Raw genomic sequence first — 17072 nt, forward strand, 5'->3', positions numbered from 1 at the left:
CCATGCCCAAGCATCGAATTTTTGCGACGGCGTTTGCGAAGATCTATCCGATGTACGTCCAGAAGGCCGAGCGCAAGAACCGGACGAAGGAAGAAGTGGATCAGGTCATTCGCTGGCTGACCGGCTACGACCAGGCGGGCCTGGAGCGGCAGATCGAACAGGAGAAGGATCTCGAGGCCTTCTTTGCGGAGGCGCCAGCCATGAACCCGAACAGCGCGCTGATCAAGGGCGTGGTCTGCGGTGTCCGCGTCGAGGAAGTCGACGATCCTCTGATGCAGAAGATCCGCTATCTGGACAAACTGGTCGACGAGCTCGCGAAGGGCAGGAAGATGGAGAAGATCCTCCGTCAGCAGGACTGACTGACCGTCAGGCATTGCATCCCATGGCACCTTATCCGCAGTATTGGCACAGGAGGAGATCGGCGTGACCACTCGACGTGATGGAGGGTGCCTGTGCGGGGCCGTGCGCTTTGTCGCCCTGGGCGAGCCCATGCGCACCTTGCAATGCCACTGCAGGTTCTGCCAGCGGGTGACGGGCTCGACGTCGTACGCGGAGTCGATGTATCCGGTGGACGCGGTCCAGTTCTCGGGCGCGCCGATGGCAAGGTACTCGCACAAACCGGAAAGCAGTTCAAGGCAGGTGCATGTTCACTTCTGCCCCCGATGCGGCACCACGGTCACGCTCACGTTCGAGCGCTGGCCCGAGTACCGCGGGATCTCCCGTGGGGCGTTCGACGAGCCGAACTCCGTATCGATCAGCTCGCACATCTGGACCAGTTCGGCGCAAACGGGCGTGGTGCTTCCTGCCGGCATCGACTGCTTCCAGTTTGCCCGCGCGGACCTGGCCGGCTCGCCCCAGACGCCTGCGTGCTTCGATACACCGCGCATGGCGCGCACGGGCGATGCCTGAGCTCCTCTCAAAAAGTTCTCACCCCCACCGCTGGAGCCTTGGGCTCGCGGCGGCGTTCATGGCCATCCTTGTTCCGTCCGCCGGGGCTTCCCAATCGATGGGCTGCAACGGTTCGCTCGTGGGCAAGGGTGATTCGCCCGTGTCGCTGCTTCAAAAATGCGGCGAGCCGATCTATCGCCAGAGCGTCTGCGTGCCGATGCTGCAGCTTGGCTGGGTCGTGACGCCGTACCGTGCGGGCAGTCCGCAGGCGGTTCTTGCGAACCAGTGCGTTCCCATGGAGGAGTGGACATACGACCGGGGTCCCGGTGCATTCCTCGGCGTCGTGCGCATCTACAACGGCGCAATCGAATCCGTGCGCGACGGCGAGCGCAGCCGGTGAAAGCCAGGACACCGGACATGCCCTGAGAGCCCGATCCCCCGGAAGTCTCAGACCCCTTCGATGATCCGCAGGTCCCGTTCGGCGCCATCGCCCAGCGCGTCAAGCGCGGCCTGGTAGTCGGGACTGTCATGCACGGCCCTGGCTTGCTCGACGCTGTCGAACTCGATCAGCACGGTGCGTTGGGAAAGACCGAACTCGTAGACCTCGGCGGGCAGGCCGCGCGCCAGGAAGCGGCCGCCGCCGGCAGTGATGGCCGGGCCGGCCAGTTTTGCGTAGGCCGCGAGTTTGTCGGCGTCGTTGACGGCACGGTACGCGCTGACCCAGTAGGCTTTTGCCATGGTGATTTCTTCTCTGTCTGTTGCTGAGCGCGCAATATAGCTTGCCCGTTGCGCCCTCAGTCCCACGCAGGAAGTTCGTTCAACGCATCGTTGGGGCGGCCCACGATGTCGACACCGGTGATGCCGGCGCCGCCCGGCAGGAGCTGGACATCGCAAATGACTTCCCAGGCATGGCTTTCGGTGCGCCGTGCAAGGCACACTTCCTCGCCGGCGGCGAGGAGTTCCACGCATTCGCCGATGCCGATCCGCCGTGCCGCACCAAGCGCGAATTCGGTCGAGCCGAACTCCTGCTCCACCACCGGGTGAATCGCGACGAGGTCGATCTTCCCGTCGCTGAAGTGAACAGCGGTAATTGCATGCTGGGCCATGTTCAACCTCCATTCGTGGAGAGCCCGATAGCGTTTCGGCAACCGCCGTCGGCCTGGGCTCAGCCGCCCACTGTACCCCCGCAACGGCGCGTTCCCCTCGCCGTTCCGCCAAAGCCGACTCCGGCGAAGGGCGGCTGCGGCGGCACAATCCGCGCCATGCCCCGATCCCTTCCCGACCTCGATCCTGTGCCCTACTGGCTCTATCTCCTGGAATGCGAAGGCGGCGTCTACTACACAGGGATCGCGCTCGACGTGGAGCAGCGCTTCTTCCAGCATGTGTTCGGGCTGGGCGCGAAATTCACGCGCGCGCGTCCTCCGCTGCGCGTGCTTGCAGCGCGCGCCTACCCTGACAAGGGCGCCGCGCTGCGGGCGGAGATCAGGGTCAAGGCATTGCCCCGCGCGCGCAAGCTGGCCTTCTTCGACGCCGAGGCCTGAGGCGCCGGCAAGAAAAAATGCGCGCTTGACCGGCTGCGCTCCCGCCTGAAATTCGCTAGGCTTTGCTGGCGAGCGATTCCATCGAGCGCGGAGACAACGCGATGAGCCAGGGCGTATCTCTTCGTCTGCATGTGCCGGAGCCCACCGGGCGGCCAGGGCATGAGACCGACTTTTCCTATCTCCACCTGTCGCGTGCCGGCGAGGTGCGAAAACCCCCGGTCGACGCATCGCCGGCCGACACCAGCGACCTGGCCTACACGCTGGTACGCGTGCTCGACGATGATGGCCGCGCAGTCGGCCCGTGGGCGCCCGAGGCCGACCCCGAGCTGCTGCGCCGCGGCCTGCGCGCAATGATGAAGACGCGCGCCTTCGATGCCCGCATGCTGATCGCGCAACGGCAAAAGAAGATCTCGTTCTACATCCAGTGCCTTGGCGAGGAGGCCATTGCCACCGGCCACGCGCTGGTGCTGCAGCAGGGCGACATGTGCTTTCCCACCTACCGCCAGCAGGGCCTGCTGCTGGCGCGCGACGACGTGACGCTGCTCGAGCTGATCTGCGAGCTGATGTCCAACGAGCGCGACCCGCTCAAGGGGCGGCAGCTGCCGGTGTGCTATTCGATGAAGCGGGCCGGCTTCTTCTCGATCTCGGGCAACCTGGCCACGCAGTTCATCCAGGCGGTGGGCTGGGGCATGGCCTCGGCGATCAAGGGCGACACGCGCATTGCCTCGGGATGGATCGGCGACGGCGCCACCGCCGAGTCGGACTTCCACACGGCGCTGACCTTCGCGCATGTGTACCGCGCGCCGGTGATCCTCAACGTGGTCAACAACCAGTGGGCGATCTCGACCTTCCAGGCGATTGCCGGCGGCGAGGCCACCACCTTCGCGGCGCGCGGCGTGGGCTGCGGCATCGCGTCGCTGCGCGTCGACGGCAACGACTTTCTCGCGGTGCTGGCGGCCTCGCGCTGGGCCGCGGAGCGTGCGCGCAGCAACCTCGGGCCGACGCTGATCGAATGGGTGACCTACCGCGCCGGCGCGCACTCGACCTCCGACGACCCTTCGCGCTACCGTCCGGCCGACGACTGGGCGCATTTTCCGCTGGGCGATCCGATCCCGCGCCTGGCGCAGCACCTGAGGTCCATCGGCGCCTGGTCGCAGCAGGAGCACGAGCAGACGCAGGCCGACCTGGAGGCGCAGGTGAACACCGCGCTGAAGGAGGCCGAGCGCTTCGGCTCGATGGCCGACGGCCACGTCGCCGGCGCCGCGACCATGTTCGAGGACGTCTACAAGGAGATGCCCGAGCACCTGAAGCGGCAGCGCGCGCAGCTGTCGTCCGAGGGATGACGCCATGGCCTCGATGACCATGATCCAGGCCCTGCGCTCCGCCATGGACGTGATGCTCGAGCGCGACGACAACGTGATCATCTACGGCCAGGACGTGGGCTACTTCGGCGGCGTGTTCCGCTGCACCGAAGGCCTGCAGGCCAAGTACGGCCGCTCGCGCGTGTTCGATGCGCCGATCAACGAGGGCGGCATCGTCGGCTCGGCCATCGGCATGGGTGCCTACGGCCTGCGCCCGGTGGTGGAAGTGCAGTTTGCCGACTACGTCTATCCGGCCTACGACCAGATCGTGTCCGAGGCGGCGCGCCTGCGCTACCGCTCGGCCGGCGACTTCACCGCGCCGATCACCATCCGCATGCCCTGCGGCGGCGGCATCTACGGCGGCCAGACGCACAGCCAGAGCCCCGAGGCGCTGTTCACTCACGTCTGCGGGCTGCGCACGGTGATGCCTTCCAATCCGCGCGATGCCAAGGGCCTCCTGATCGCCTCGATCGAGAACGACGACCCCGTCATCTTCCTCGAGCCCAAGCGGCTGTACAACGGGCCCTTCGACGGCCACCACGAGCGGCCGCTGGTGTCGTGGTCGGCGCATCCGCTCGGCGAAGTGCCCGAGGGCTACTACACGGTGCCGCTGGAGTCGGCCACCGTGTTCCGCCCCGGCGCCGACCTGACGGTGATCAGCTACGGCACCATGGTCTTTGTCTCGGAAGCGGCCGCGCAAGAGACCGGCATCGATGCCGAGATCATCGACCTGCGCAGCCTGTGGCCGCTGGACCTGGAGACGCTGGTCGCCTCGGTCAGGAAGACCGGCCGCTGCGTGATCGTGCACGAGGCCACGCGCACCAACGGCTTCGGCGCCGAGCTCACGGCGCTGGTGCAGGAGCATTGCTTCCATCACCTGGAGGCGCCGATCGAGCGCGTGGCCGGCTGGGACACGCCCTATCCGCATGCACAGGAGTGGGCCTACTTTCCGGGCCCGGCGCGCGTCGGCGCGGCGATGCGCCGCGTCATGGAGAACTGAATGGGCACGCATGCAATCAAGGTGCCGGACCTTGGCGAAGGCATTGCCGAGGTGGAGCTGGTGGCGTGGCGCGTGCAGCCCGGCGACACGGTGGCCGAAGACCAGGTGCTGGCCGACGTGATGACCGACAAGGCCACCGTCGAGATTCCCTCGCCAGTCGCGGGCAAGGTGCTCGCGCTCGGCGGCGAAGTGGGGCAGCAGATGGCGGTGGGTGCGGAGCTGATCCGGATCGACGTGGAGGCGCAGGGCGAGGCGGTGCAGGTGCCGGCCGCACCCGCCCGCGCGCCGGCACCTGCACCTGCAGTGGCAACAGCGGCGGCGGCGACATCTCCACCGGCCGTGCGCACGCCGCCATCGGCCGGCAAGCCGCTCGCCGCACCCGCGGTGCGCCATCGCGCCGCCGTGCTCGGGATCGACCTGCAGCAGGTGCCGGGCAGCGCCGCGGAAGGCCGCATCCTGCACGAGGACCTCGACGCCTGGCTGCTCCGCAGGCAGGGCGCGCAGGCGCCGAGCCCGCCGCGCTACGCGGAGCGCCACGACGAGGAGGCCGTGCCCGTGACCGGCGTGCGCCGCCGCATCGCGCAGCGCATGCAGGATGCGATGCGCCGCATTCCGCACTTCACCTACGTCGAGGAAGTCGACGTGACCGAGCTGGAGCTGCTGCGCGCGCGGCTCAACGAACGCTGGGGCAGCGAGCGGGCGCACCTGACGCTGCTGCCGCTGCTGGTGCGCGCCATCGTGCTGGCGGTGCCGCGCTTTCCGCAGGTCAATGCCCGCTTCGACGACGAGACCGGCGTGCTCACGCGCCATGGCGCGGTGCATGCCGGCATCGCGACCCAGACCGCGGTCGGCCTCATGGTGCCGGTGCTGCGCCACGCCGAGGCGCGCGACCCCTGGTCCAGTGCAACCGAGATCGCGCGCCTGGCGGAGGCCGCGCGCGCCGGCCGCGCCACGCGCGACGAGCTGAGCGGCTCGACCCTCACCATCACCAGCCTTGGCGCACTGGGCGGCATCGCGTCCACGCCGATCATCAATGCGCCCGAGGTCGCGATCGTCGGCGTCAACCGCATCGTGCAGCGCCCGGTGATGAAGGATGGCGCCGTGGTTGCGCGGCGCATGATGAACCTGTCCTCCTCCTTCGACCACCGCGTGGTCGACGGCCAGCTGGCGGCGGAGTTCGTGCAGGCCGTGCGAGCCTCGCTCGAATGCCCGGCGCTGCTTTTTGTCGAATAGCCGACGCCGCGGCGCCTCAGGCGCCCTCGTCCGGCGCGAGGCCCGGGCCCTGGTGGAACACCAGGTCTTCCACCACGACGCCGCCCACCAGGTGCTGCGACAGGATGCGGTCCATGTTCTCCGGCGTGACGTTGTAGTACCAGGTGCCGTCGGGCTGCACGCACATCACCGGTCCGCCCTTGCAGGCCGCGAAGCAGCCGACGCGGCTGCGCTTGACGCGCAGCGCACCCTCGTGGAGGCCCGCAGCCTTGAACTTGTCGCCCAGGCTGTCGAACAGGTCCTGCGAGGCGCCGTCGGGGCTGCAGCGCGGTCCGGTGCAGACCAGCAGGTGGCGCTTGTAGCCGCCGATCTTGGGCTTGACGACCTCGCTCATTCCTGCGTCTCCTCGAGCGGCGCAGCCGCGGCGCTTTCTTCCTCGGCCGGTGCGGCCAGCACGGCCTCGATGTAGTCGACCGGCAGGCGGTGCTGCGCCGCCAGCGCGGCAGCGCTCGCGCCCTCGGCGTGGTCGGCGCGCAAGTTGGCCATCCAGCCCAGCAGGCCGGTCGACAGCGAGCGGCCGGGCTTCTCGCCGCTGCGCGTGTTGCCGCCGTCGTCCAGGTCGTACTTGTTGGCATAGCCGCGCGGCGTGACCATGAGGCCGTGCTGCACGAAGGTGTGGCTGTTGCCGATGAGCACGGTCGTCAGCATGCCGATGTCGCACTCGCTCATGTGGGCGAGCGTGGTGAACTCGATGCGCTCGCGCCGCCGGTAGGCCGACTTGACCACCGCCACCGGCGTGTCCGGCCGCCGGTGCCGCAGGAAGAGCTGCTGCGCCTGCACGATCTGCTGGGTGCGCCGTCCGCTCTTCGGGTTGTAGAGGGCCACCACGAAGTCGGCCGCCGCCACCGCATCGAGCCGCCGCGCGATCACGGGCCAGGGCGTGAGCAGGTCGCTCAGCGAGATCGAGCAGAAGTCGTGCGTGAGCGGCGCGCCCACCAGCGCCGCGCAGGCGTTGATGGCCGACGCGCCGGGCACCACCTCGACGGCGATGTCGGAGTCCGGCGTCCAGCCGGCCTGGAACAGCACCTCGTAGGTCGGGCCGGCCATGCCGTAGACACCGGCATCGCCGCTGGAGATCAGCGCCACCTTCTTGCCCTCGCGGGCACATTCGAGCGCATTGACCGCGCGGTCGAGCTCCTCGGTCATGCCCTTGCGGATCACTTCCTTGCCCTCGAGCAGGTCGGCCACCAGCTTGATGTAGGTGCTGTAGCCGACCACCACGTCGGCTTCGGCGATCGCGGCCAGGGCGCGGCCCGTCATGTGGTCGTGGTGGCCGGGGCCGATGCCGACCAATGAAATCTTTCCGCTCATGGATTCACCTCCAGTGCCGGTGCAGTGCGCGCATGGCTGAACGCAGCGGCCAGCGCCGGCCGCAGCCAGCGCTCGAAGGCCAGGCCGCAGGCCAGGCCCGTCGAGGCCCAGAAACTCAGCGAGATCCAGGTGGTCACCCAGATGAAGCGGGCATCGAGCGCCCGCAGTGCGGCCTGTGCCTCGGGCCCGAAGCCCGCGAAGGGGTCGCCTGCGGCCTGCGGCGCACCCACCACGAAAGGCAGCGCGAGCCAGGCCGCGGCCGCGGGCCAGCGCAAGGCGCTGCGCAGGCCCGCAAGCGAGATGCAGGCCAGCGCCGCGCCGGCCGCGGCCAGCACCCACCAGCCCTGGCGCGAGCCCAGCCGGGCCGCATCCATGCCGGGGATCTCGGCCGGCAGCCCGAGCGAGGGCCAGAAGTGAAAGCTCAGCCAGCCGGCGGCAGACACCAGCAGCGCCAGCGGCAGCGAGCGCATGCGGGCGCCGCGCCAGAGGCAGACGCCCATCGCCGCGAGCACCAGCAGCGCCATGCTGAAGGCATGCAGCATGTTGGCGACCCAGCTCCAGAAGCTGCGCTCGGCGCCGTCTTCGGGCTGCCACGGCGCAGCCTCGACGGCAGCGCCGTGGGCATGGGCCGCGTCATGGCCGTGGCCGTGGTCTGCAGGCGCGGCCTTCTGCGACTCGTAGCTTTCGGCGGCTTGGATGATCGGCGCGGCCTGCCACTGCTGCACGCCGGTCTGCACGCTGCCCACCAGCACGGCCGCCGCCAGCGCGGACCAGATCAGTCGTTGGAAGATCATGGGACGTTCCGCGCTCAGTGGCAGGGCTTGACCGTGACGTGGCGCACGTCGTGTGCGGCGTTGTGCGCGAGCGGGCTTTCGGCAAAGGCGACGCCGTACAGGACGAACAGGCCCAGCGCCGCGGCGCCGGCCAGTTGCAGCAGCAGGCTGCGCGGCGTGCCGGCATGGGCGAAGCCGCCGGTGGGGGAAGTGGTGTGCGTGGAGGAGGCGTTCATTGCGGGTTCCATTCGAGAGGGTGAGGGTTGGGATTCATCAGGACATGCGCGCGATCGAGACCGTCGCGTGGCGCCCGTCGGCGCCGCGGTGCTTGTGCTTGGGGGCGACCAGCGCCGTCATCGGCAGGCCGCCGCCAGCCAGCAGCGCGGCCGCCTCGCTGACCGACGGCGTGCCGGTGTGGCGGCGCACCGTTTCCGACGGATGCGGCACGGGCACTTCGGCCAACTGCGCGGCAGAGTAGAAGCGCAGCGCCCAGCCGTGGGCCGCGGCCAGTGCCAGCAGGCCGGGCTCGTCGGCCTTCAGGTCGATGCTGGCTGCCGCCGCCACCTGCGCGAGCTGCACGCCGATGCCGGCCAGCGCCTCGTCGATCGCCTGCTGCAGCGTGGCCTGCGGCGTGCCGCGGTCGCAGCCCAGGCCGATGGCGTAGCGCGCGGTGCTCATTGCGGCGGCCGATAGACGACGAGCCGCTCGGCCAGCGCGCTCCAGCGTTCGGCGCTGACTTCGGCCTGCGTGATCCACAGCACGGCCTTGAAGCGCGCGAGGTCGACCTCGTCGAAGCGCGCGAAGCGGTGGATGTTGGCGGGCAGCGGGGTGGGGCGGGTCCACCAGTCGGCGCTGCCCGCTTCCTGCACCACCGCAATCGGCTCGCCGTTCACGACATGGGCCGAGACGCGCGTGATGTTGATCTTGGGCGCCTCCACCTTCCAGCCGAGCTCGCGGCCGAGGATGTCGACCGGGATGGTCTTGCCCACGTCCGATGCGGTGGTCAGCACCGGCGTGGCGCCCAGCAGCGCAGCGACCTGCTCGGCCATCGCGTTGGCGCCGCCCACGTGGCCCGAGAGCACCGGAATCACGAACTGCGCGGCGTCGTCCACCACCAGCACGCCGGGGTCCTCGTCCTTGCTCTTGAGGTGCGGCGCGATCAGCCGCACCACGGCACCGAGCGAGACGAAGAACACGACCTGGTCGAAGTCCGCGAACAGCGCCGCGATCTCGTCGCGAAAGGCGCCCGCATAGGCGCGCACCGGGTTGGGCAGGCCGGCCATGAGCGGCGCGAACTTGTCCGCCACGCACACGCTGGCCTCGGGCAGCAGGCGGGCCAGGCCGGCCGTCTGCTGCGCGCCATGTTTGGTGATGGCCACAAGCACCACGCGGGGTGCGGTTTCATTCGTCATTCGGGTTGTCCTCTTCGATTTCGGTGCTGGTTTTCTTGCGGCAGCCGCGCACCAGTTCGCCGCGTTCGCGGCCGGGGTTCTTCACCAGCAGCAGCGACAGGTAGTTGACCTTGCTGCCCTTCAGGCTGGCCACGTCGTGCACGATGCGTTCGATCGGCGAGCCGGCCTTCTCGATGAAGCGGCTGTGCGCGAGCAGGCCGCGCCGCGCCAGCAGGTCGATCAGGTCGTCGAGCAGCGGCTTGACCTTCATGAGCACCAGCGTGTCGAAGTCGTCCAGCATCTTCTCGACCGCGGCAATGCCGTAGGCCGCCGGCACGATGGCCACGGTGTCGTCCTGCTCCGAGAGCGGCAGCTGCAGCCGTGCGCATGCCGCGTTGAACGAGGTGACGCCGGGCACCACGTCGATGCGCGCGGCGGGGTCGAGCTCGCGCAGCACGCGCGCCAGGTAGCAGAAGCTCGCGTAGGTGGAGGCATCGCCCTCGACCAGGAACAGCACGTCCTGCCCGGTGGCCAGCAGCGCCTGCACGGTCTCGGCGGCCTTCAGCCAGTGGCGCGCGAGCTTCTCGGCGTCATGGGTCATCGGGAACAGCAGCGCCTGGTGCTGCGCGGGCGCCGACAGGCCGGCGCGCAGCGCGATGTCGAGCGCGTAGCTTTCCTTGCGCAGGCTGCGCACAGGGTAGGTCCAGACCGCGTCGGCGCGCGTCAGCAGGGACCACGCGCGGCGCGTGATCAGGTCCGGATCGCCGGGGCCGAGCGATACGCCGTGGAGCATGCCGGGTGCCGTCATGCCGCACCTCCTGCTTGCGCACAGACCAGCCACACCGGGTTCTCTGCCGCGAGCCGGTGCATGTGCAGGATCGGCTTGCTGCGCGAGGCCTGCAGCTGCAGCACGTCCCAGGCCGCGCCTTGCGCCTTGAGCGCCTCGACCGCAGCGGCGAGGTTCTCGATGGTCACGAAGTTCATCACCAGCCAGCCGCCCGGCCGCAGGCGCCGCAGCACCAGCGCGACGAGCTCGGCCAGCTCGCCGCCGGAGCCGCCGATGAAGACCGCATCCGGATCGGCCCAGGCCGCCAGCCCCTCGGGCGCCTTGCCGTGCACCAGGCTGTGGTTGCTGATGCCCATGGCCTGCCGGTTGCGCGCGACGATGGCGCTGTCGTCCGCATTCTTCTCGATCGCGTAGACATGGCCGCGCCAGCACAGCCGCGCGGCCTCCAGTCCGACCGAGCCGGAGCCCGCGCCGATGTCCCACACCACGCTGTCGGCGCGCAGCTGCATGCGCGCGAGCGAGACGGCGCGCACCTCGTTCTTGGTGATCAGGCCCTTCTCGGGATGGCGCTGCTCGAAGCTGGCGTCCGGCAAGCCGAACAGCACCTGCGGCGCGCGCAGCCGGGTGCGCCAGAGCAGCACCACGTTCGGGTCGGCAAAGCGCATCTGCGCCGCGGCCGTGATGCGCATGCCGCTGACCACGCGCTCCTCGGGCTGGCAAAGGCGCTCGGCCACGGCCATCTCGAAGTCGTCGGCCAGGCCTTCGGCCACCAGCATGCGCGCGATGCGGTCGGGCGTGTTGTCGGGGCTGGTGAGCACGGCCAGCCGGTCGTGCTGGCGGATGTCGCGCAGCAGCGCATAGAGGCCGTGCGCGGGCGGCGAGCCCGGCAGCCAGTCGCCCGCGTCCTTCGCATGCACGGAGGCAAACTTCATCTCCTGCCACGGCAGGCCGAGCCGCGCGCAGGCCAGCTGCAGCGTCGACACGTTCGGAATGACCTCGATCGCCTCGATGCACAGGCGCGCGGCCAGGAAGGCCGCAATGCCATGGCACAGCGGATCGCCGGTGGCCAGCACGACCACGCGGCACTGTTCGGCCTGCGCGGCGCGGATCCATTCGGGCACCTGCGACAGCGCACCGCCGAGGTCGCGCTGCACCGCGCCGGGCGCGATGTGCGGCGCGAACAGCGCCAGCGTGCGCGCCGCGCCGATCACCAGCTGCGCTTGCTGCAGGTGGGCCATCGCGCTGCGCCCGAGGCTCGCGTCGCCGTCGTCCAGCACGCCGAGGATGCGGCATTTGTGGGTCATGTTGTTCTTGTCGTTGTCGTTCACGGGGCCTCCGCGATCTTTCGGCCTTCGAAGTCGCAGACCAGCACCTTCAGTTCGAACTGGTCGGGGTAGCGCGTGCGCAGCGTCTGGATGACGCGCTGCGCGAGCGCCGTGTGAAAGGCGGTGCCGAGCCCGAGCGCGTCCATGCGCTCGCCGGCATAGCGCGCGGTCTCGTTGCCGCGGATCGCATCGCACACATCGGGCGGCGCGCCGAGTCCGGCGGCCAGGTCGGCCAGCAGGCCGGTGTCGACCTCGGCCCGGCCGGCGTGGGTGATGGTCTCGCCCTGCGCAATCTTGGTGAGCTTGCCCACCATGCCGCCGATCACCACCTTCCGGATCCCGGCCTTGACCGCGGCGCCCATCGCATAGCGCAGGAAGTCGCCCATCTGCACGAAGGCCGGCTCGGGCAGCTCGGGCATTTCGGCCATCACGAACTTCTCGGTGCGCCCGCCGGTCGTGAGCACGACCACGCCGTGGCCCAGCGTGCCCGCCACCTGCACGCCCTGCACCACGCTCGCGCGGTAGGCGGCGGTGGAATAGGGCTTGACGATGCCGGTGGTGCCCAGGATCGAAATGCCGCCGAGGATGCCCAGGCGCGCATTGAGCGTCTTCTTGGCCATCTCCTCGCCCTGCGGCACGGAGATCGCGACTTCCAGCCCGACCTCGTCGAGCAGCGCCGCGCCCACCGCACGCACGTTGGCTTCGATGTTGCGGCGCGGCACCGGGTTGATGGCCGGCCCGCCCACGGCGAGCCCGAGGCCCGGCATGGTGACGGTGCCCACGCCGGTGCCGCCGGCCAGCACCACCTGGCCCGCCAGATCGGGCAGCAGGCGCACGTCGGCGGTGAGATGGGCCTTGTCGGTGCAGTCGGGGTCGTCGCCGGCGTCCTTGATGACCATGGCATGGGCGCTCGCGCCGTCGGCGCGGCCGTCGTGCACCGCGAAGCGCACGAGATCGCCGTTGGGCAGCAGGCACTCGACGTGGTCGGGCACCTGGCCCGTGACCAGGCCGATCACCGCCGCACGCGCCGCCGCGGCCGAACACGCACCGGTCGTGAAGCCGGTGCGGGTGCCGCGGGGTGCGCCCTTGTCCATCATGCGGCGTGTTCGCGCGCCTCGGCCAAACCCAGCAGCGCGTGGATCGCGGCCACCACCAGCGTGGAGCCGCCCTTGCGCCCGCGGATCACGATCGAGGGCACATCGTCTTCGAGCGCGACCAGGTCCTTTGACTCGGCTGCCGACACGAAGCCCACCGGCATGCCGACCACCAGCGCGGGGCGCGCACCCTCTTCGTGGATCAGCCGCACGATCTCGATCAGCGCGGTCGGTGCATTGCCGATGCCGACGATCGCGCCGTCGACCAGCCCGAGCCGGTGCGCCTTGCGCATCGCCTGCACGGCGCGCGTGGTGCCTTCGGCCATCGCCTGCGAGATCACGTCGGGGTCGCTGATGAACTGGTGCGTGCCCATGCCGAAGTGCGCCAGGCGCGGCGCCGAGAGGCCCACGCAGATCATCTCGACATCGGCCAGCACGCGGCTCGCGCGCGAGCGGATGGCGGCGATGGCGGCGTCGACCGCCTCCGGGTGGAAGTCGGTCAGGCCGTTGAAGTCGAAGTCGGCGTTCGCATGGATCATGCGGCGCACCACGGGCCACTGGTCGGCGGTGTAGGCATGCGAGGCCACCTCGCGGTCGATCACCGCGAAGGAGTCGTGCTCGATGGCGCGGCCCGCCGCGGTGAGCTGCTCGGTGACGACGTTGGCCGCCGGGGAGTGCGTCGGCTTCATCGCAGCGCCGGCACCGGATCGTGCGCATGGGCGTGGCCATGCGCGTGGTCGTGGTCGTGATGGTGATCGTGGCCGTGCGCCGCCGCATCGCCATGGTGATGGCCGCCCAGGCCATGTTCCACCGCGAAGTCGCGGAACTTGCAGCCGTCGCAAGGCATGAGCGCGGCCGGCGCGCCGCGCCGCAGGTCGTCCACGCGCTGTTCGAGCAGCGCGAAGATCTCGGGCTCGAAGCCGAAGTAGCGCGTGGAAACGAAACGGATCGTCGGGTACTGCGCCTTCAGGTGCTCGACCTGGCGCGCGATGCGCTCGACCAGCGTGCCGTTGAACAGGTAGTACGGCAGCACCACCACCTGCTTCATGCCCAGCAGGCCCTGGCGCTGCACGGCCTTCTCCAGGCGCGGGTAGGTGATGCCCGTGAAGGCGAGGTCGACCAGCTCGTGGTCGGTCTCCTCCATCAGCCAGCGCGCCATCTTGGCCATGTCGCCGTTGGCCTGGCGGTCCGACGAACCCCGGCCCAGGATCACCACGCCGGTGGTGGTCGGGTCGGGCATGTCGAGCGCCTGCATCGCGTCCTTGAGGCGGCGCTGCAGGATCGCCAGGATCGGATCGCAGGCCGTGAGGTGCGGCGCATAGAGGAACTGCACCATCGGGTACTTGAGCCGGGCGCCGTCGATGGCCTGCGGCACGTCCATCTTCACGTGGCCCGCGGCATTGAGGATGAGCGGCACCACGATCACGCGCCGCGCGCTCTCGGCGGCGCGGCGCAGGCCTTCGCTCATCGTGATCTCGGAAAATTCGATGAAGCAGACCTCGATGCGCCAGCCCGGCTGCCGCTCGCGCCATTGCGCGGCAAAGGCCTCGATCTCGTCGTTGCCGGATTTTTCGCGCGAGCCGTGGCCCACCAGCAGAATGGTTTCGGAGTTCATGGGAGTTCCTGGCGCAGGGTTTCGGCGGGAACGCTCGCGCGCCTGAAGCGGTGCGTGAAGCTCGCGTCGTAGAGCTTGGATTTGGCGAGCGTGGTCCACTGCCGCGCGCCCAGCGTGGGGCTGGCGATGATCATCGACTGGCTCGCGATGCGCGCTTCGCGGCACAGCGCCTGGATGGTCGCGACCGTGCCGCGCACGATCTTCTCTTCGCCGGGCCAGCTTGCCTTGTGAACCACCACCACGGGCGCATCGGGCGACCAGCCGGCGGCCGTGAGCGCGGCCGTGACCTTGCCCATCAGGGTGATGCTCAGGAAGATGCACAGCGTGCTGTGGTGCGCGGCCAGCGCCTCGAGCGACTCGCCCTCGGGCATCGGCGTGCGGCCTTCGACGCGCGTGAAGATCACGGTCTGCGTGACCTCGGGCAGCGTCAGGCTTTCCACCGCCGCCGCCGCCGAGGCCATGGCGGAGGACACGCCCGGCACCACGCCGATCGGCACGCCCGCCGCATCCAGCGGCTGCACCAGCTCGATCAGCGCGCCGTACAGGCCCGGGTCGCCGGTCTGCAGGCGCACCACGGTCTCGCAGCGCGCGGCCTGCGCGATCAGCCAGGCCGACATCTGCTCGAGCGTCATGTCCTTGCTGTCGGCAACGGCGCAGTCCGGCCGCGCCCAGCGCATGGCGGTTTCGCTCACGAGCGAGCCTGCGAACAGGATCGCCCCGGCGCGCTCGACGAGGCCGCGTCCCTTGACGGTGATGAGTTCCGGATCGCCCGGGCCTGCGCCGACGAACCACACGGTTCCCGGTGCCGGCATGCTGCCTGGAGCGATGGCTCGCTCGTTCATGATGATGATTCCTCCGCGCCCGCCGCGCGATAGATGGTCGGTAGGACCGGGCGGGGGGAGAGAAATCGGAGGGGCGCCAGTGGATGCGGTTCCGGCGGATGCACACCTCATGCATTGAGCCGGACGCCATGCGCCGCCCGCCGATCCTCGCCCACCGCAAGGTCATGCGCTGGTCGTCAGGCCGGTCTCCGGGCTCACGAGCGGAGGGCCGTCGGGCTCTCCAGCAAGACCACCTTCCCATGCCGTACGCGGCACAGTGGCGCGGGACCGAATCCCGGGGTCTTGCTTTTTGACTCGTTTACCGTTGCGGGGGCAGCGTCGGCATTGCGCGGTGTTCTCTCCACCGCCGCGCACCGACTTCCCGTTTCACCCTGGCCACCCCGCCGTTTACACGGGGCGCCAGGACACCTGACAACGCGCACAAAGTGTATCAGCCGCTTGCGGCAGGGCAGCTGGCGGGCCTGCCGCAAGGGACAACCGCTGCAAGACATCGACTGGACTCTGCCCAATCCGGCCACGAGGAGATGGCAAACGACGATGCGCTGAGGCGGTTCCGAAACGCATCAGCGAGGACATGCCGAGGAACTCAACGACTAACCTCAGCGCGCTCAGGGTGGAGTGCCGCGTCCGCGTCAAACAAACAGAAGAGATTGGGCCCGATGCGGTCCGCTCCATCAAAGAAGCGGCCCGGCCGAGCAGTCGTCAATGCGGCACTACCAAACAGACAAGCGGCGATTTGCCTGTGGCCCTGCAGTCATGTGAATCGTCCCAAACAGATTGAAAAATCAGACCGGTCACGAATCCGAGAATTAGAAGCATGAGCGCGACAGGAACCGCTCGTTCGCGTGGTGCAGGGGTGTTGCCAACCCATGCGGTAAACCTGCGCGCTTGACGCGCAACGAAATAAAGCGCGACCAAAGACAAGCCGGCAAGAATGCCAAAGAACATTTTTTAACTCCCTTAGATTGCTCGATATTGAGCGTTTTTAGTGTGGCTCAAACTCAGCGATTTCTCAACCTCTGGTCGTGCACTCGCGCGGTCACGCGTGGTGATGAGGCGGGCATAAGGAGGCGAAGGATCCGGAGATTGCTCAACTGCACCGGGCGATCACCTGTCCAGCCCGAGCCGCCCGCGCAGTTCCCTGCGGGCCGCGGCGAAATCGCCCTGGTACGCGGGGTTGTTCTGGATCAGCACGGCGATCATCGTCGCCAGGCGCCGGCCGGCCTCGATGTCGCTCGGATAGTGGACGCCGCCGAGCACGCGGTTCTCGCCGAACTCGCTGGCGCGCGCGAAGATCTGCGCGCGTTTTTCGGGAACCAGCTCGGCCAGCACGATGCCCGACAGATAGGCGAAGGCCGAGTGGCCGCTCGGGTAGGAGCCGCTCGACGAGTACCGCGCCACCGGTTCGATGCGCTTGTCGAAGAGCGGCGGGCGCGTGCGCTGCCACTTTTCCTTTCCCTGCTTGTTGAGAATGCTCTCGGTCCGGTACAGCGTCTCGAAAAGCCTGGCGGTGCGCGGCAGGTCTTCCTTCCTGAAGCTCTCGCCCATCACGTCGGAAAAGCGGAAGACGCTCTGCTCCAGGTCGGCAACGGAGCGCTCGGCCTGCGCGGGCGTGCGCTGCCGCTGCAGCACGAGCATCTGCTCGATCTCGCGCCGCGTGGCCGCCTCGTCGGGCGGTGGTGCCAGGAAGCGCGTGGTGTCGATCTGCGCCGGATCGAGGTAGGTCGCCGTCGACGCAGCCATTGCTTCGCCGGCCCGCGGCGCTGTGGCTGGCAGCGGCGCCTGCGTGGTGCAGGCAGTGAACAGGAAGGCGGCAAGGGACAGCCAGCAGAGCTTGCGGGTGATGCGCATCGAGGGTCTCCATTCGGTCGG

The 17072-nt window shown here is 69.2% G+C and carries 22 protein-coding genes and 1 riboswitch; of the genes, 7 read left to right on the plus strand and 15 right to left on the minus strand.

The genetic code is table 11. The features are described 5' to 3' along the window. Positions 1–2: 2 nt before the first annotated feature. The 3 genes from RZE77_RS04660 to RZE77_RS04670 all read left to right on the plus strand — a co-directional run bounded on the left by RZE77_RS04660 (position 3) and on the right by RZE77_RS04670 (position 1288). Positions 3–359 (plus strand): DUF2200 domain-containing protein, encoded by a 357-nt coding sequence (locus tag RZE77_RS04660; RefSeq protein ID WP_319440893.1) that lies wholly within the window; start codon positions 3–5, stop codon positions 357–359. A 64-nt stretch (positions 360–423) separates the two neighbouring features. Beyond that, entirely contained in the window at positions 424–909 is a 486-nt protein-coding gene (locus tag RZE77_RS04665) for a GFA family protein (RefSeq protein ID WP_319440894.1), read from the plus strand. Positions 910–967: 58 nt separating this feature from the next. Next, the gene (locus tag RZE77_RS04670; RefSeq protein WP_319440895.1) at positions 968–1288 is read left to right on the plus strand and encodes a DUF2845 domain-containing protein; all 321 of its coding nucleotides are present in this window, start codon (positions 968–970) and stop codon (positions 1286–1288) included. Positions 1289–1335: 47 nt separating this feature from the next. On the opposite strand, the gene RZE77_RS04675 is transcribed toward RZE77_RS04670, so the two are convergent. Together RZE77_RS04675 and RZE77_RS04680 are read right to left on the minus strand one after the other, a co-directional pair. Next, positions 1336–1626, minus strand: a complete 291-nt coding sequence (locus RZE77_RS04675) for a DUF1330 domain-containing protein (RefSeq protein WP_012746156.1) — start codon at positions 1624–1626, stop codon at positions 1336–1338. Between the two features lie 56 nt (positions 1627–1682). After that, entirely contained in the window at positions 1683–1994 is a 312-nt protein-coding gene (locus RZE77_RS04680) for a hypothetical protein (RefSeq protein ID WP_319440896.1), read from the minus strand. A 156-nt stretch (positions 1995–2150) separates the two neighbouring features. Here RZE77_RS04680 and RZE77_RS04685 point away from each other — a divergent pair, with 156 nt between their 5' ends. The 4 genes from RZE77_RS04685 to RZE77_RS04700 all read left to right on the plus strand — a co-directional run bounded on the left by RZE77_RS04685 (position 2151) and on the right by RZE77_RS04700 (position 6023). Then, a complete protein-coding gene (locus RZE77_RS04685; RefSeq protein ID WP_319440897.1) occupies positions 2151–2429 on the plus strand; it encodes a GIY-YIG nuclease family protein in 279 nt (92 codons plus the stop codon). A gap of 101 nt (positions 2430–2530) precedes the next feature. Beyond that, positions 2531–3772: a 3-methyl-2-oxobutanoate dehydrogenase (2-methylpropanoyl-transferring) subunit alpha gene (locus tag RZE77_RS04690; RefSeq protein ID WP_319440898.1), complete on the plus strand. Its 1242-nt coding sequence runs from the start codon at positions 2531–2533 to the stop codon at positions 3770–3772. 4 nt (positions 3773–3776) lie between these two features. Next, positions 3777–4790 (plus strand): alpha-ketoacid dehydrogenase subunit beta, encoded by a 1014-nt coding sequence (locus tag RZE77_RS04695; protein WP_319440899.1) that lies wholly within the window; start codon positions 3777–3779, stop codon positions 4788–4790. After that, positions 4791–6023, plus strand: a complete 1233-nt coding sequence (locus RZE77_RS04700; protein ID WP_319440900.1) for a dihydrolipoamide acetyltransferase family protein — start codon at positions 4791–4793, stop codon at positions 6021–6023. 16 nt (positions 6024–6039) lie between these two features. On the opposite strand, the gene RZE77_RS04705 is transcribed toward RZE77_RS04700, so the two are convergent. The 13 genes from RZE77_RS04705 to RZE77_RS04765 all read right to left on the minus strand — a co-directional run bounded on the left by RZE77_RS04705 (position 6040) and on the right by RZE77_RS04765 (position 17051). Then, entirely contained in the window at positions 6040–6396 is a 357-nt protein-coding gene (locus tag RZE77_RS04705; protein ID WP_319440901.1) for a (2Fe-2S) ferredoxin domain-containing protein, read from the minus strand. Further along, the gene (gene cobJ / locus RZE77_RS04710) at positions 6393–7373 is read right to left on the minus strand and encodes a precorrin-3B C(17)-methyltransferase (RefSeq protein WP_319440902.1); all 981 of its coding nucleotides are present in this window, start codon (positions 7371–7373) and stop codon (positions 6393–6395) included. Before cobJ ends, RZE77_RS04705 begins: the two co-directional genes overlap by 4 nt. After that, positions 7370–8167 (minus strand): CbtA family protein, encoded by a 798-nt coding sequence (locus RZE77_RS04715; protein ID WP_319440903.1) that lies wholly within the window; start codon positions 8165–8167, stop codon positions 7370–7372. Before RZE77_RS04715 ends, cobJ begins: the two co-directional genes overlap by 4 nt. 14 nt (positions 8168–8181) lie before the next feature. Next, positions 8182–8382, minus strand: coding sequence for a CbtB domain-containing protein (locus tag RZE77_RS04720; protein ID WP_319440904.1), 201 nt, complete (start codon positions 8380–8382; stop codon positions 8182–8184). Between the two features lie 37 nt (positions 8383–8419). Continuing rightward, the gene (locus tag RZE77_RS04725; RefSeq protein ID WP_319440905.1) at positions 8420–8824 is read right to left on the minus strand and encodes a cobalamin biosynthesis protein; all 405 of its coding nucleotides are present in this window, start codon (positions 8822–8824) and stop codon (positions 8420–8422) included. Continuing rightward, complete coding sequence (locus RZE77_RS04730) at positions 8821–9558, minus strand: cobalamin biosynthesis central domain-containing protein (RefSeq protein ID WP_319440906.1); 738 nt, start codon at positions 9556–9558, stop codon at positions 8821–8823. Before RZE77_RS04730 ends, RZE77_RS04725 begins: the two co-directional genes overlap by 4 nt. After that, the gene (gene cobI, locus RZE77_RS04735) at positions 9548–10345 is read right to left on the minus strand and encodes a precorrin-2 C(20)-methyltransferase (RefSeq protein ID WP_319440907.1); all 798 of its coding nucleotides are present in this window, start codon (positions 10343–10345) and stop codon (positions 9548–9550) included. The genes RZE77_RS04730 and cobI overlap by 11 nt, the downstream gene beginning before the upstream one ends. Then, entirely contained in the window at positions 10342–11652 is a 1311-nt protein-coding gene (gene cbiE / locus RZE77_RS04740; protein WP_405547004.1) for a precorrin-6y C5,15-methyltransferase (decarboxylating) subunit CbiE, read from the minus strand. The genes cobI and cbiE overlap by 4 nt, the downstream gene beginning before the upstream one ends. After that, positions 11649–12746, minus strand: coding sequence for a cobalt-precorrin-5B (C(1))-methyltransferase (locus tag RZE77_RS04745; RefSeq protein WP_319440908.1), 1098 nt, complete (start codon positions 12744–12746; stop codon positions 11649–11651). Before RZE77_RS04745 ends, cbiE begins: the two co-directional genes overlap by 4 nt. Further along, positions 12743–13432: a precorrin-8X methylmutase gene (locus tag RZE77_RS04750; protein ID WP_319440909.1), complete on the minus strand. Its 690-nt coding sequence runs from the start codon at positions 13430–13432 to the stop codon at positions 12743–12745. The genes RZE77_RS04745 and RZE77_RS04750 overlap by 4 nt, the downstream gene beginning before the upstream one ends. Beyond that, positions 13429–14358 (minus strand): sirohydrochlorin chelatase, encoded by a 930-nt coding sequence (locus RZE77_RS04755; RefSeq protein WP_319440910.1) that lies wholly within the window; start codon positions 14356–14358, stop codon positions 13429–13431. The genes RZE77_RS04750 and RZE77_RS04755 overlap by 4 nt, the downstream gene beginning before the upstream one ends. Further along, the gene (gene cobM / locus RZE77_RS04760; RefSeq protein WP_319440911.1) at positions 14355–15200 is read right to left on the minus strand and encodes a precorrin-4 C(11)-methyltransferase; all 846 of its coding nucleotides are present in this window, start codon (positions 15198–15200) and stop codon (positions 14355–14357) included. Before cobM ends, RZE77_RS04755 begins: the two co-directional genes overlap by 4 nt. A gap of 162 nt (positions 15201–15362) precedes the next feature. Continuing rightward, positions 15363–15627: riboswitch (cobalamin riboswitch) on the minus strand. Positions 15628–16307: 680 nt separating this feature from the next. Further along, entirely contained in the window at positions 16308–17051 is a 744-nt protein-coding gene (locus tag RZE77_RS04765; RefSeq protein ID WP_319440912.1) for an acid phosphatase, read from the minus strand. Positions 17052–17072 lie beyond the last annotated feature (21 nt).

Source organism: Variovorax sp. SPNA7 (genome assembly GCF_033807855.1).
Lineage (GTDB): Bacteria > Pseudomonadota > Gammaproteobacteria > Burkholderiales > Burkholderiaceae_C > Variovorax > Variovorax beijingensis.

Excerpts from the sequence above, each read along its gene's own strand:
- RZE77_RS04660 (WP_319440893.1), top strand. The coding sequence starts at position 3 with ATGCCCAAGCATCGAATTTTTGCGACGGCGTTTGCGAAGATCTATCCG.
- RZE77_RS04670 (WP_319440895.1), top strand. The coding sequence starts at position 968 with ATGGCCATCCTTGTTCCGTCCGCCGGGGCTTCCCAATCGATGGGCTGC.
- RZE77_RS04675 (WP_012746156.1), bottom strand. The coding sequence starts at position 1,626 with ATGGCAAAAGCCTACTGGGTCAGCGCGTACCGTGCCGTCAACGACGCC.
- RZE77_RS04680 (WP_319440896.1), bottom strand. The coding sequence starts at position 1,994 with ATGGCCCAGCATGCAATTACCGCTGTTCACTTCAGCGACGGGAAGATC.
- RZE77_RS04685 (WP_319440897.1), top strand. The coding sequence starts at position 2,151 with ATGCCCCGATCCCTTCCCGACCTCGATCCTGTGCCCTACTGGCTCTAT.
- RZE77_RS04690 (WP_319440898.1), top strand. The coding sequence starts at position 2,531 with ATGAGCCAGGGCGTATCTCTTCGTCTGCATGTGCCGGAGCCCACCGGG.
- RZE77_RS04695 (WP_319440899.1), top strand. The coding sequence starts at position 3,777 with ATGGCCTCGATGACCATGATCCAGGCCCTGCGCTCCGCCATGGACGTG.
- RZE77_RS04700 (WP_319440900.1), top strand. The coding sequence starts at position 4,791 with ATGGGCACGCATGCAATCAAGGTGCCGGACCTTGGCGAAGGCATTGCC.
- RZE77_RS04705 (WP_319440901.1), bottom strand. The coding sequence starts at position 6,396 with ATGAGCGAGGTCGTCAAGCCCAAGATCGGCGGCTACAAGCGCCACCTG.
- cobJ (WP_319440902.1), bottom strand. The coding sequence starts at position 7,373 with ATGAGCGGAAAGATTTCATTGGTCGGCATCGGCCCCGGCCACCACGAC.
- RZE77_RS04715 (WP_319440903.1), bottom strand. The coding sequence starts at position 8,167 with ATGATCTTCCAACGACTGATCTGGTCCGCGCTGGCGGCGGCCGTGCTG.
- RZE77_RS04720 (WP_319440904.1), bottom strand. The coding sequence starts at position 8,382 with ATGAACGCCTCCTCCACGCACACCACTTCCCCCACCGGCGGCTTCGCC.
- RZE77_RS04725 (WP_319440905.1), bottom strand. The coding sequence starts at position 8,824 with ATGAGCACCGCGCGCTACGCCATCGGCCTGGGCTGCGACCGCGGCACG.
- RZE77_RS04730 (WP_319440906.1), bottom strand. The coding sequence starts at position 9,558 with ATGACGAATGAAACCGCACCCCGCGTGGTGCTTGTGGCCATCACCAAA.
- cobI (WP_319440907.1), bottom strand. The coding sequence starts at position 10,345 with ATGACGGCACCCGGCATGCTCCACGGCGTATCGCTCGGCCCCGGCGAT.
- RZE77_RS04745 (WP_319440908.1), bottom strand. The coding sequence starts at position 12,746 with ATGATGGACAAGGGCGCACCCCGCGGCACCCGCACCGGCTTCACGACC.
- RZE77_RS04750 (WP_319440909.1), bottom strand. The coding sequence starts at position 13,432 with ATGAAGCCGACGCACTCCCCGGCGGCCAACGTCGTCACCGAGCAGCTC.
- RZE77_RS04755 (WP_319440910.1), bottom strand. The coding sequence starts at position 14,358 with ATGAACTCCGAAACCATTCTGCTGGTGGGCCACGGCTCGCGCGAAAAA.
- cobM (WP_319440911.1), bottom strand. The coding sequence starts at position 15,200 with ATGAACGAGCGAGCCATCGCTCCAGGCAGCATGCCGGCACCGGGAACC.
- RZE77_RS04765 (WP_319440912.1), bottom strand. The coding sequence starts at position 17,051 with ATGCGCATCACCCGCAAGCTCTGCTGGCTGTCCCTTGCCGCCTTCCTG.